General features: G+C 63.0%; 12 protein-coding genes. 11 read left to right on the top strand and 1 reads right to left on the bottom strand.

Annotated elements, in window-relative coordinates; genetic code table 11:
- Positions 1–1,527 (bottom strand): class I adenylate-forming enzyme family protein, encoded by a 1,527-nt coding sequence (locus AC1D2L_RS20950; protein WP_476847831.1) that lies wholly within the window; start codon positions 1,525–1,527, stop codon positions 1–3.
- Positions 1,528–1,847: 320 nt separating this feature from the next.
- Between AC1D2L_RS20950 and AC1D2L_RS20945 the strand changes: the two genes are divergently transcribed.
- From AC1D2L_RS20945 to AC1D2L_RS20895, 11 genes are all read left to right on the top strand, one after another.
- A complete protein-coding gene (locus AC1D2L_RS20945; protein ID WP_476847830.1) occupies positions 1,848–3,035 on the top strand; it encodes an ABC transporter substrate-binding protein in 1,188 nt (395 codons plus the stop codon).
- Positions 3,036–3,379: 344 nt separating this feature from the next.
- Positions 3,380–4,246 (top strand): branched-chain amino acid ABC transporter permease, encoded by an 867-nt coding sequence (locus AC1D2L_RS20940; RefSeq protein ID WP_476847829.1) that lies wholly within the window; start codon positions 3,380–3,382, stop codon positions 4,244–4,246.
- A 4-nt stretch (positions 4,247–4,250) separates the two neighbouring features.
- A complete protein-coding gene (locus tag AC1D2L_RS20935) occupies positions 4,251–5,276 on the top strand; it encodes a branched-chain amino acid ABC transporter permease (RefSeq protein WP_476847828.1) in 1,026 nt (341 codons plus the stop codon).
- Positions 5,273–6,016 (top strand): ABC transporter ATP-binding protein, encoded by a 744-nt coding sequence (locus AC1D2L_RS20930; protein WP_476847827.1) that lies wholly within the window; start codon positions 5,273–5,275, stop codon positions 6,014–6,016. Before AC1D2L_RS20935 ends, AC1D2L_RS20930 begins: the two co-directional genes overlap by 4 nt.
- Positions 6,016–6,708, top strand: a complete 693-nt coding sequence (locus AC1D2L_RS20925) for an ABC transporter ATP-binding protein (protein ID WP_476847826.1) — start codon at positions 6,016–6,018, stop codon at positions 6,706–6,708. Before AC1D2L_RS20930 ends, AC1D2L_RS20925 begins: the two co-directional genes overlap by 1 nt.
- The gene (locus AC1D2L_RS20920) at positions 6,708–8,090 is read left to right on the top strand and encodes an MmgE/PrpD family protein (protein ID WP_476847825.1); all 1,383 of its coding nucleotides are present in this window, start codon (positions 6,708–6,710) and stop codon (positions 8,088–8,090) included. The genes AC1D2L_RS20925 and AC1D2L_RS20920 overlap by 1 nt, the downstream gene beginning before the upstream one ends.
- A complete protein-coding gene (locus tag AC1D2L_RS20915; RefSeq protein ID WP_476847824.1) occupies positions 8,087–8,896 on the top strand; it encodes an SDR family NAD(P)-dependent oxidoreductase in 810 nt (269 codons plus the stop codon). Before AC1D2L_RS20920 ends, AC1D2L_RS20915 begins: the two co-directional genes overlap by 4 nt.
- 94 nt (positions 8,897–8,990) lie before the next feature.
- Positions 8,991–10,154, top strand: a complete 1,164-nt coding sequence (locus tag AC1D2L_RS20910; protein ID WP_476847823.1) for a CaiB/BaiF CoA transferase family protein — start codon at positions 8,991–8,993, stop codon at positions 10,152–10,154.
- Positions 10,144–10,938, top strand: coding sequence for an enoyl-CoA hydratase/isomerase family protein (locus tag AC1D2L_RS20905; RefSeq protein ID WP_476847822.1), 795 nt, complete (start codon positions 10,144–10,146; stop codon positions 10,936–10,938). Before AC1D2L_RS20910 ends, AC1D2L_RS20905 begins: the two co-directional genes overlap by 11 nt.
- 18 nt (positions 10,939–10,956) lie before the next feature.
- Complete coding sequence (locus tag AC1D2L_RS20900; RefSeq protein ID WP_476847821.1) at positions 10,957–11,892, top strand: hydroxymethylglutaryl-CoA lyase; 936 nt, start codon at positions 10,957–10,959, stop codon at positions 11,890–11,892.
- Positions 11,893–11,903: 11 nt separating this feature from the next.
- Positions 11,904–13,109: an acyl-CoA dehydrogenase family protein gene (locus tag AC1D2L_RS20895; RefSeq protein ID WP_476847820.1), complete on the top strand. Its 1,206-nt coding sequence runs from the start codon at positions 11,904–11,906 to the stop codon at positions 13,107–13,109.
- Positions 13,110–13,118: the final 9 nt, after the last annotated feature.

Raw genomic sequence — 13,118 nt, 5'->3', positions numbered from 1 at the left:
TCAGCCAGACCGATCTTCGAGCGATGGGTGCGAGCCTTGAGTGATGTGATAGCGAGACAGGATCTGAGCTCGGATCGCGTTGCGCATGACCTTGCCGCTGCCGTTTCGCGGCAGTTCATCGACCGCTATCAGGAGGCGAGGGCGCTTATAGGGGGTCATCGCCTCAAGCGTCGGGCTCAGGCGAGCCTCCCACCCAGGCGTTGGCCCCTCCACCGCAGCCAGGACGATCTCACCCCAGTATTCGGATGGGATGCCGACGACCGCGACTTCATAGGGCTGAAGGGCCGGCGCCAGTTCCCGCTCGACTTCGTCGGGCGAGATCTTGTAGCCGCCAGACTTGATTACATCGGCGAGGCGCCCAGTCAGATGCAGGCGACCGTCGGCGTCGAGATGTCCCAAGTCGCCGGTGTCGTGGTAGCCGTCGTCGCGCAAGGGGCGAAAGCCCTCGATCGTGGCGTAGCCTGTCATAAGATGCTGGGCCCGAACCAGAACCTCGCCGGTCATGCCGACAGGCTGAGCTCTGCCATCCTCGCCATGGATCGCGATCTCGACTCCCGGCGCTGGCCAGCCGACGCAAGCGTCGCCATCGCCTTGCGCATACCAGGATTCGGTCTCGGCGGCGTCGAGCACGGTGATGGGGTTGAAGACCTCACTTTTACCGTAAGTCACACGCACGACCGGACCGAAGATGGCCTTTGCTCGGCTGTATAAGGTTGGCTTCAGAACGGCCGTGCCGCAGAAAATCGTATGCAATGTGGTAATCCGTCGGCCTTCGGCTGCATCGACGATTTTCGCCAGCGCCGTCGGTGGGGCGAACATCGCATCGCATAGTCCGCTTTCGAGCAGTGGCAGTACGAGCGCGGGATCGACGCCGTTGCAGAGTGCAATCGAGGCGCCCGCCGAAAGGTAGGCATAGGTCATCAAAGAGGTGCCGTGAGAGAACGGCGTCATCAATATCACGCGGCTGTTTCGGCCAGGCGCGTGTGGGAGAGCGGCGCGAAGCAGGAGATTGGCAAGCCAGCGGCCCTCTTGTGTATGCACGGCGCCCTTCGGCTTCCCCGTGGTGCCTGAAGTGAAGACGATCCGGCTTGGTGCGGATGGTGGCACGCTCGGAAAAAGATCCGGTCGCAAATGGCGCCCGGCGATCGCGTCGACCGAAAGGACTGGTAAGATCTCGGCCTTGCTCTCCTCGGCAAGGTCCTCGCTTGTCAGCACTAGACAAGCCTTTGCGACATCCTGGCAATGCTTCCGGTCTGAGGCCGCAAGAGCGGGATTGATGGGAACCTCGATTGCGCCACTGATCATGACCGCGAGCATTGCGGCGGCGGCGTCTGCGGTGTTCCGAAAGCGGGTTGCCACTGCGTCGCCCGGTGCAATTCCAGCCGCGAGAAGAGCGTGGGCAATGCCTGCGGTCTTTGCGACGAGCGCTGAGTAAGTCGTTGGTCCCATGGCGTCGACAATGGCGATGCGGTCGCCATAGCGCTCCGCCAGAACGGCGATCTCGGCCGCCCAGATGATCGGTCTCACGTCAGCTCTCCCACTGGTCAATTTGATGAAACGTTTCATTGACAGCCTAGGCATAGCAGCATAACTTTTGGCTCAACGCCACAAGGCAAACGGTGTCCGGGGAGGGACGCTATCGATCGAAGGTGCAGGCATGGCCTGTCCGATGCGTCAGGGAGCGGGCGATCTTGAGATCGGCTCCGAAATCGCTGGACGCATTTGTGCAGCATGACGCGCCATTGCTTGCCGACGCTTGTGCGGCCGGGGGCTGTGTCGTGACTTGTGCTGCGACTTCTCAAGAAACCGGCCGATGAGTCGGGCGAAGTTCCATCAGGGAGGGAACCATGAAGACCACAAGACGCTATCTGATGATGTCCGGGGTGGCCGTTGGGCTTGCTCTGGTTGCTCCCGGTGTGACCGCATTCGCGGCGGCGCCCGAGATTAAGCTTGGTGTTGTCGGAGTTTTGTCTGGCCCGGCGGCGCAATGGGGACTGGCTTTGAGAGGTGCGGTCGAATTCGTCGCTGCGGAGGCCAACCGCGACGGTTTGATCAAAATTAATGGTGAGGTAGCAAAAGTATCGGTCATTGCGATCGACAGTAAGTACACAGCCGAGGGAGCGGCAGCTGCGGCCAATTCTCTCGCAGGTCAGGGCGTAAAACTGATTATTGGACCCATCGGTTCACCGGAACTCACCGGTATCAAGCCAATCGCCGTACGCAATTCGATGTTGGTCATGGGCAATGGGTACGCCAAGGACGCCATTGGAACCCAATGGCCGCTCGTGTTCCATCAGGGGCCGGGACCATCAGGTTGGGCTGACCCTATCATTAAGGTCGCTAAAGAGAAATTCGGTATGAAGAGTGTCGTGGTCGTTGCTCCGAACGACCAAGGTGGCACCGATATAGCTAGTGTCGATGCTCAGGCATACAAGAATAATGGCATTTCGGCGACCGAAGAATACTATCAGCGTGGTACTACTAATTTCGCGCCAATCGTAACTCGTATCATGAACCAGAAGCCGGAGTCGGTCGATCTGGCATCCTCGCCGCCCGGCGATGCTGGTATCCTGGTCAAGCAATTGCGTCAGGCCGGTTTCGAGGGCGCCATCGGTCGTCTTGGCGGTCCAGGTTACAGCGAGATCTCACGCGTCGCCGGCGGCGACGAAATCCTTAAGGACTTCTACTGGTACGAGCCGGTCTTCATTGACGAGAAAGTCATGAAGATTGCGGACGATTACAAGATGCTGATGAAGATCGAGCGGCCAGAGAACAATCTCTTCTTCCAGTGGGTCTCTGCTGCCAGGATGGTGACTAAGGCGATCGCCAAGGCTGGGACCGGCGATGACACACAGAAAATTGCAACTGCGCTGCGTTCTCTGACTGTCGAGGATCCTAATCTCGGCGCCGGCGGCTGGATTGGTCAAAAGTTCTTCGGGATCAACCAGGAGCTGTCGTTCCCGTTCGGTGTGGGGCTCGTCCTCAAGGGCAAACTTCAGCCGGTGCAGCGTGTCGAGGCGGCCATCGAAAAATAACGGCACATATTGCGGCGCGATGTGCGATCCCAAGCCAATCGACCTCAAGCCATCCTCCGCCCCTTCGTTGTGGCGGCGGAGGATGGCGCGGGTGCCGGCGGGAAGTCCCGCCTGCGGAACATGTGCCCAATGATCTCATCGGCGTCTGCCCGGAGCGTCGTGTTTCCGGGACTCGAATTCGAGCTTTTCGAACATTTGAGATCCGACGTACTGCCGACGCGCGACCATCCGTGAGGCGGCGCATCGCCCCGGTTTGATCACCAGAGGCGGAGGTCGGTCCGGAAGTCGCTAGGTCGCATCGGAAAGTAACTCCGGGGCAAGAAAACAAGAATCGGGAGATGAATTTGGAAGGCGTTGTCGCTACCGGCCTCATCGGCATCAGCCTAGGCGCGCAGTATGCGCTGCTCGCCCTCGGCTTCACCCTGATCTTTGGCATTCTGGGCGTGGTCAATTTCGCTCACGGCGGGTTCTATGTACTCGGCGGCTACATCGCCTATGCCAGCGTGACGTACCTTGGAGCACCGTATCCAGTGGCGGTGGTGATCGCCGCTTTGGGTACAGCGGGACTTGGCTACATCTTTGAACGCTTCGTGCTGGAGCGTCTTGTCGATGATCATCTTGCTACGCTGATGCTAACGCTTGGCCTCTACCTCATGTTGTCGAGCGGTATTCTTGTCATATTTGGCCCGGAATCCCCGAGCTTCGAGTTTCCGATCACCGGTGTTCTGCGTGGCGGAGGGTTTTATCTACCGATTCAGAACCTGATCGTTCTCGCTGTCTGCATTGTCGCTATCGTGACCCTGTACTGGCTTGTCTATCACACCGACTTCGGTCGAGCGTTGCGCGCTCTGGCCGATGATCGTGCGGTTGCGACGGCACAGGGGTTGCGGCCCAAACTGCTGTTTCCACTCGCCTTTGCGCTGGCGACAGGTTTAGCCGGGTTGACTGGCGCTCTGGTGACGCCAATCCTGTCGCTCGCTCCCCATATCGGCGATCCGGTGCTGGCGACCTCCTTCCTCATCGTCATCCTGGGCGGGCTCGGCTCTGTCGGCGGCGCGACCGTTGCGGCCTTCATCGTCGGCCTGATCGAGGCTTATTCCGCGGTCTATCTGGGCGGCTCCAAGGGCGCCTTGGCACTCTTCACCCTCGTGCTGCTGATGCTGGTCATACGTCCTTCCGGCCTGTTTGGCCGCGAAGCGCGCGGAGCTTGATGCCATGAAGCAGCCTCGTTCGAAGCTTATGCAGCGCGTCGGTTTCGGTGAAGTGTTGACCATCGCAGTAACTGCGCTGGCCTTCCTAGTCCCAGCCTTCGCTACGAACCCCTTCGTGTTCTCCTTGACCAACCAAGTCCTGATCGCCGCTACTGCTGCGTTCAGCGTCTACATCATGTTGCGCATGAACCTGATGACATTCGCTGTGCCAACATTCATGGCACTAGGCGGGTACACGGTCGCGACCTTCGCGCTGCGCTTCGGCGTGACGGACGTGGTGCTGCTTGCGGCACTGGCCTTCATCGTGCCGGCGATGCTCGCGTTGCCACTAGGCGCCCTCGTGCTGCGCCTGCGCGGTGTCTATTTCGTGCTCGTCACCTTCGTCCTGACGGAGATCACGCAGCTTGCATTGTTCGAGACGCCTGGGCTCAGCGGTGGCTCAAATGGACTCGTCGGAATTCCGGCGGTGACGTTCTTCGGCATCGCCATGGCTGATAACCGCGCGGTCCTTCAAATTACGATCGGGCTCGCTCTCGCTGCGGCATTGGTGACGGCCGCCCTGACCGTGCGTTTTCGCCAGCACTTCGCTGCCATTGAGGAGAACGAGTTGCTCGCGCAGAGCCTCGGCCTAGTGGTTTGGCACTACAAGGCTCTGGGCTTCGTAGTTGCGGCAGGCGTTTCGGGCCTGGCGGGCTTCTCGCTAGTCAACATGCTTATGATGGCGCATCCGACTTCGTTCAGCCCGCTCTCCTCAGTCAACTATATCGCTTACGCTATTATTGGGGGAAAGGGCTCGTTGTTTGGGCCGGTCATGGGGGCCGCGGTGCTGGTTTTCGCGTCCGATCTCTTTGCGATCAAGGGCGAATACTCCCAGTTCCTTTTCGGCTTCCTGCTGGTCACGGTCGTCCTTGTGGCGCGTGACGGCATCGTGGGCACCATCGAGAGGCTGTTCCGCCGGCCGCCCAGAAAGGCGCCGGCATCGAGTGAGGTGCCAATCGTTCTGGCAACTGCTTCGGAGGGTCGGTCATGAGCCATTCCGGTCAAGACACGCTCGAAGTTATCGGGTTGAGCAAACGCTTCGGCGGCTTGCAGGTCTTCCAAGACATCAATTTCACGCTTACGCCGGGTGAGATCCTTGGAGTTATCGGGCCCAACGGCGCCGGCAAGACCACGCTGATCAACGTGATCAGCGGCAAGCTCGCTCCCTCCGCCGGCCGCGTCCTGCTCGCCGGCCGCGAGATGACGGGGCAGCCGCTGCACGCGGTCAGCCGGGCTGGCATCATGCGCAGCTTCCAGCAGACCAACACGTTCCGCTCGGCCAGCGTCGGCGAGAACATCTCGCGCGCCATCACCTTCAGTGGCGGCAGTGCTGCCGACTGGCAGGCGATTTCCGGCATGCTCGACGAGTTCGAACTGGCTCCGCGCTTGGACGAGCAGAGTGACAAGCTCCCCTACGGCCTTCAGAAGATGCTCGGGCTCGTCCTCGCCTTCGTCACACGGCCGAAGGTGATGCTCCTGGACGAGCCGGCGGCGGGCCTCGAGGGGCGCGAGCGCGGGCGGATCGATTCTTTCGTTCGCCGTGCGCAAAAGGATTTGGGCTGCAGTGTCCTGATCGTCGAGCACGACATGGATCTCGTTCGCCGGCTCTGCCCCAACATCATCGTGCTCGATGCCGGCCGCCTGCTTGCATCGGGCCCGCCTGGAGACGTGCTCGCCCGCAAGGACGTCATCGACGCCTATGTCGGTGCGGTTGAAGAGGATGCTGCCTGATGCTCGCAGTGGAGAATCTTTTCGTCCGCTACGGCGGCATTACGGCACTGCGGGGTGTCTCCATCGAGGTCGGCAAAGGCGAGACCGTACTGCTGGTCGGCGCCAACGGTGCTGGAAAATCGAGCCTGATCAACGCGGTCATCGGACTCGTCGGCGCCTCGAACGGCACCGTCCGCTTTGCCGGAAAGGACGTCAGTGCGCTCTCCTGCGATTGTCGGGCGCGCGCCGGAATCGGCTATTCGCCGGAGGGACGTCGGGTCTTTCCGACCATGTCGGTGGAGGACAATGTCCTGACCGGCGCGAATGGCCGCGGGAAGAAGGCCCAGCGCGAAGCATGGGATTGGCTGTCGGGCATATTCCCGCTGCTGAAGGAGCGCGCGAACCAGCCGGCTGGCCAGCTCTCGGGCGGCGAGCAGCAGATCGTCGCCTTTGCGCGAGCAATGAGTTCGTTTCCCGACCTTGTGCTGCTGGACGAGCCGTTTCTGGGGCTGGCTCCGGTCTGGATTGCCCGGATCAGCGAGGCGATCCGCCAGATGCAGGCGCGTGGCACCACCATTCTGATGACCGAACAGATGGCACGCCCGGCGCTTAAGCTCGCAACGCGTGGCTACGTCATGCGCGGCGGCGAAGTCCGCCGTAGCGGTTCTGTCGCCGAAATTCGGGAGCTCGCCTTGGCTGAGGAGTATCTGTGATGAACGCAACGCAACGGCTCGGGGCCTTCCTCGCGCGGCAATCCGAAGCCGAATTGGCGCCCGATGTGGCCTCGAAGGCCGCAATTTGCGTTCTCGATGCACTCGGACTTGCCGCCGTTGCACATGATGAGCCCACGGCCGCCGCCGCGCGCTCAGTGGCTGCGCCGACAGGCGAGGGCGTCCACTCCGCCCGCATCTGGGCCGATGGCAGCCGCGCGATGCTCTCGGAAGCCGTGCTGGCCAACGGCATCGCCGTCCACGCTCATTTTCAGGACGATACGGAGCACGATTCCTGGTCGCACCCTGGTTCACTCGTGCCGCCGGTGTCGATCTCGCTCGGCGAGGCGCTCGGCCAATCGCTGTCGGACGTGTTGCGCGCCACTGTCGCAGGCTATGCCACGATGAAATGGCTTGGCGCCGGTGAGATCGTTGCGCGCGGGCTGATCGGCCGAGGTATTCGCACCAGCCCGACTTTGGGAACGATCGGCGCCGCCGCTGCCGCCGCGGTCGCGCTCCGGCTCGATGCCGGCCAGGCCACAAGCGCGGTGGCGATCGCGGCCAACACCACAGGCGGCACGCTCGAGCCGGTGCGCTGCGGATCCGACGAGTGGCGGGTGCAGAACGGCCGTGCCGCTCATGGCGGGTTGACTGCTGCCCGCCTGGCGCAACATGGCGTCGTCGGGGCGCCCGATGCGCTCGAGGGCGCCAAGGGTTTCCTGCGCTCGCTGGCCGGACTCACCGAGACGCCGCCGCATTGGGCGAAGGATCCCGATCCGGCGATGATGGCTGAGGTCAACGCCAAGCCCTTCGCGACGCTTGGCGACAATATGGCGGCGGTGATCGCGGCCCGGGTCGTGCATCGCGACAGGCTCGACCTGAGCCATGCCAAGCGCATAGCGGTGCAGATCTGGCGGCCCTACAGCGAGTATCCTGGAACCTCGTTCAAGGGGCCGTTTGAGCGCATCGTCCAGACGCAGGCGAGCACGGCCTTCGCCGTTGCAGCGATGCTGGTCTATGGCGAGCTCGATTACGGGATGGGCGTCAACAACCGGCAGGACCCCCGTATCCTCGCGCTGATCGAAAAGATCACGATCCTTCCCGACGACGAGGGCGGTCCGATGGACGGCTCTATCGAGATCGAACTGGCCGACGGACGCATACACAGGCGTAGCGCCTCGGATTCGACCGAAACCCTGATTTTTCAGGACGCGCCGCGCGCCACGGAGGTTTTCGAGCAGCGGCTTGTCGGCTCCGGCCGCCCCGCCGGTCTTGGCCGGGCGCTCGCGGCCGACATCTTCGCCTCCGTCCGCAACGGCGGCGGCATGCCCATCAAGACTGTGATCGACCGCCTGAATGGCGGCGCCAAGGGAGAAAGCGCATGAAGTTGGGATTGGAAGGCCGTACCGCGATTGTCACGGGCGGCAGCAAGGGCATCGGTCTCGAGACTGCTCGGCTCCTCGCCGAGGAGGGCGCCAAGGTGCTGATCTGCGCGCGCCGCGAATCCGCACTCACCGAAGCACGCGACGATATCGAGAGCACAACGGGCGTGAAGGTGGAGACGCATTCGCTCGATGTCACCGACCTCAAGCAGATCGGTGAACTGGCGGGTGTCGCCAAGCAGCGCCTGGGCCGCATCGACATGCTCGTCAACAATGCCGGCACCGGCACCTACAAGCCGTTCCTCGACGTCACCGACGAAGAGCTGCAATACGGCATGGCGATCAACTTCTTCGCGCAGTTCCGCATCTGCCAGCGGATCATCCCGATCATGATCGAGCAGAATGGCGGCGCGATCGTCAACGTCTCCGGCGAGACCGGGATCATGGTGACGATGCCTCCGTTCCTGTCGTCATGCACGGGTCCGGCCAAATCGGCCGAGATCCGGTTCTCCAAGATCCTCGCCAACGAGTTCGGCCCTCACAACATTCGGGTCAACTGCGTGGTGCCGGGCTTCGTGAATACGCCTGAGCGCTTCGCCAAATGGGAACGCGAGTTGGCTAAGCGAGATCTGAGCCCGGAGGAGGGCGAGGCCGAGCGCAAGCGCTGGTCGGAGAACAACTCGATGCGCAATACGCGCTGGGGCACGCCCGACGAACTCGCCAACCTGATCGTCTTCGCGTTGTCGGGCCGCGCGAGCTTCGTCAATGGCGCCGTGCTCGTCGCGGACAATGCGATGGACAAGTCCTGACCGCCCGCAAAATCGCTTGCACGATGCGGCGTGCAATGAAACGTTTCATATATGATGCCGCGCCAGAGCTATGGCGCGGTCGCAGGAGGCAAGTATGAACAGCGTCGACAAGCCGCTGGCGGGCATCACGGTCGTCGAACTCGGACACAGTGTAGCGGCGCCATATGCAGGGCTGATCTTGGCCGATCTCGGTGCACGCGTGATCAAGGTCGAAAACCCCGGCAGCGGCGACTATGCCCGCGGCTGGGGGCCGCCCTTCTTCAAGGACACCGCGAGCGCCTTCCACAGTCTCAACCGGGGCAAGGAAGGTATTGCGGTCGATTTCACCGACGTCGTGCAGGTCGCAGCCCTCAAGGATCTGATCCTGGGGGAGGCCGATGCGGTCATCCAGAATCTGCGCCCCGGCATATTGGAGAAGTTCGGCCTGACGTCGGATGTGCTGCGAGCCGACAAGCCGGAACTGATCTGGTGCGATATCGGGGCGTTCGGCGCGGCCGGCCCAATGGCGAAGAAGCCGGGCTATGATCCGTTGGCGCAGGCGAGCACCGGCATCATGAGCGTGACCGGGGAGGGCGGCAGGCCGCCGGTCCGCGTCGGTGTCTCGCTGATCGACATGGGCTCGGGCATGTGGTCGGTCATCGGGCTGCTGGCAGGACTGGTGGCGCGTCGCGATACCGGACAGGGGCGCGTCGTCTCGACTTCGCTGTACGAAACCGGGCTTGCCTGGATGACCGTGCCGCTGGCGGGATACGAGGCGTCGGGAGAGCTGCGCAAGCCGTTCGGCTCGGGTACGGCCGAAATCGTGCCCTATCAGTGTTTCGAGACATCGGATGGCTGGCTGATGATCGCCGCCGGCAACGACAGTCTCTACCGCAAGCTGTGTGGTTCCTTGGGGCTCGACGCTCTGGCGGCCGATCCCGATTTTGCCACGAACACGGCTCGTGTGGTCAATCGCGAGCGGCTGATCCCGAAGATTTCGGCCGTCACAAAGGGGCTGAGCATGCATGCGCTCGGGCGCATCCTGGACGAGGCCGGAGTGCCCAATGCGCCGCTCCTGAATGTCGACCAGGTGTCGAGCCATCCGCAGACGCATGCGCTCAACATGACGGTGCGCTGTTCCGAGGACGATATCGACCTGATGGGAGTGCCGCTGGCCTTCGACGGAGAGCGACCAAGGGCGCGCGTGCGGGCGCCGAGGCTCGGCGAGCACAATGAGATCCTCAACGTTCGCGATCCGGAGACCATCAATGCGCGTTGACTACGAGACTATCGTCATCGAGCGCCGTGACGAGCACCTCCTGCTCCTGACACTGAACCGCCCGGCCGTCTTCAATGCAATGAATACGCAGATGGGCCTCGAGCTCATGGAGCTGTTCGAGGGTTTTGCGGTCAAGGCTGACGGCGTACGCGCCATCGTCATGACCGGCGCCGGCGAGAAGGCGTTCTGCGCCGGAGGCGACCTCAAGGAACGCAAAGGCATGACCGATGAGGCTTGGCAAGCGCAGCACGCCATCTTCGAGCGCATGCTGCGCGCCATCATGGGCTGTCCGGTCCCGCTGATCGCCGCGGTCAACGGCGTTGCGTATGGCGGAGGCTGTGAAATCGCGGCGGCAACCGACTTTGTCTATGCGTCGACGACGGCCCGGTTCGCACTGCCCGAGGTCACGCTCGGCATCATGCCGGGTGCGGGCGGCACCCAGAACCTGGCGCGGGCTACGGGCGAGCGCCGCGCCAAGGAGATCATTCTCTCGGGCCTGCCGTTCTCGGCCGAGGACGGCGAGCGCTGGGGATTGGTGAACAAGGTGCTGGCGCCCGACGAGTTAGTCGAAGGGGCGCTGGCTATCGGCGCTCGCATTGCGGGAAACGGCCCCATCGCCGTGCGCCAGGCCAAGCAGTCGATCCATCGCGGCCTCCAGATGTCGCTCTGGGACGGCCTCGCCTTCGAGATCGAGGCCTACAACAGAATGATCCCCACCGAAGACCGGCGCGAGGGCGTGCTTGCCTTCAACGAGCGCCGCAAGCCGAATTTCCAGGGTCGTTGAGAGAAGGAGCGCGCAACCATGCGTGAACGTGTCCACGTCCGAGAGGTCGGCCCCAGGGACGGCATCCAGATGGTCAAGACCATGCTGTCGACCGAGCGAAAACTCGCCTGGTGCAGGGCGACCGCTGCCGCCGGAATCCGCGATATCGAAGTGACTTCGTTCGTTCCAGCGAAGGTCGTTCCGCAGTTTACCGATGCGGAGGACGTCGCGCGGGGCGCCATCGCATTGGGCGGCTTCAAGGCCTCGGCGCTGGTCCCAAATCTGAAGGGAGCCGAGCGCGCCTTTGCCATCGGCCTGCCTCTGGTCAACTACGTGCTGTCTGCCAGCGAGGAGCACAACCTTGCGAATGTCCGCCGGACGACGGACGATTCTGTCGCGGATTTCGGCCGTATCGTCGCGGCGCGCGATGCCTCGCCCGGCGCCCGCATCGAGTTGGGGGCCGGCATCGCGACGTCCTTCGGCTGCACCATCTCCGGGGCGGTCTCCGAAGAGCGCGTCGTCGCCATCGCCGAACAACTTGCTGCCGCGGGAGCAGACGAGATCATCATTGCCGATACGGTTGGCTATGCCGACCCGCGGCAGGTGCGCCGGCTGCTGGGCAAGGTCGTCAGGGCGGTCGGCCGCCTGCCGGTGGCATGCCATTTCCATGATACCCGCGGACTTGGCCTGGCGAACGTCGTCGCTGCTCTGGAGGCGGGTGTGCGCGCCTTCGACGCCTCTCTCGCCGGGCTTGGCGGCTGCCCGTTTGCGCCGGGCGCCACGGGCAACATCGATACCGAAGACACAGTCTACATGCTCGAACAGCTCGGTTTCGACACCGGAGCCGATGTCGAGGCCCTCGTGGCGTTGCGCCGCGAGGTCGAGAACTGGCTGCCCGGTGAACGCTTCTCCGGCGCGATCGCCCGGGCCGGCCTGCCAAAAACCTACCGCGCGCGCCTCGACGCCGCCGCCTGAAGGAATAGATGATGAGCCATCACAGCAACGATCTTACCGCCGATCTCGACGTCACGATGGACCTCGGCGAGGATTTTCCGGAGCTGCGCGACTCCGTTCGGCGGATTTGTGCCGGGTTCCCCGGAGAATACTGGCGCGGCCTCGACGATCGCAGCGGATACCCCACGGAGTTCGTCTCGGCGCTGACCGAGGCAGGCTTCCTGGGGGCGCTGATCCCGGAGGAATACGGCGGCTCGGGCTTGCCGTTGCGCGCTGCGGCCGTGGTACTGGAGGAGATCAACGCCAGCGGCTGCGTCGCCAGCCCAGCCCATGCGCAGATGTACATCATGGGGACTCTGCTCAGGCATGGAAACGAGGAGCAAAAGCGTCGCTACCTGCCTGACATCGCGTCGGGAAAACTGAGGCTGCAGGCGTTCGCTGTTACTGAACCCAACACCGGGTCGGACACCACGCAGCTCAAGACGCGGGCGGAAAAGCAGGGCAACAGCCACTACCTCGTCAACGGCCAGAAGGTCTGGACCTCGCGCGCGCTGCATTCCGACATGATGCTGCTGCTGGCGCGCACGACGCCGCTCGACCAGGTCACCAAACGCACGGACGGATTGTCCGTCTTTCTCGTCGACTTGCGCGAAGCCAAGGGCAATGGCGTCGATATCCGCCCGATCAAGGCGATGATCAACCACAACACGACCGAGATCTTCATCGAGAACCTGAGGGTTCCCGTTGAAAATCTGATCGGCGAGGAGGGCAAGGGCTTCCGCTACATTCTTGACGGCATGAATGCCGAGCGCATTCTCGTGGCCTCCGAATGTGTCGGCGACGGTCGCTGGCTCCTGAAGAAGGGCGTCGCCTATGCCAATGAGCGGCGGGTGTTCGGACGGCCCATCGGGCAGAACCAGGGCGTCCAGTTTCCGCTGGCCCGGGCTTATGCCGAACTTGAAGCCGCCGATCTGATGTGCCGGAAGGCCGCCGCCATGTTCCAGGCGGGCCGGCCCTGCGGTACAGAAGCCAACATCGCCAAATTACTGGCCTCCGAGGCCACCTGGAAGGCCGCCGACACGACGATGCAGACCTATGGCGGCTTCGGCTACGCGCAGGAATACGACATCGAGCGCAAATGGCGCGAGGTCCGTCTCTACCAGACTGCACCCATCTCGACGAACATGGTGCTCGCCTACGTGGCGCAGCACGTGCTCGGTCTTCCCCGTTCCTATTGAGGAGGCGAC

This window comes from Allobosea sp. P1_B10, from assembly GCF_056406735.1.
Note: the sequence above shows the minus strand (reverse complement) of the source record. Positions and strands in the feature narration are given on the sequence as shown.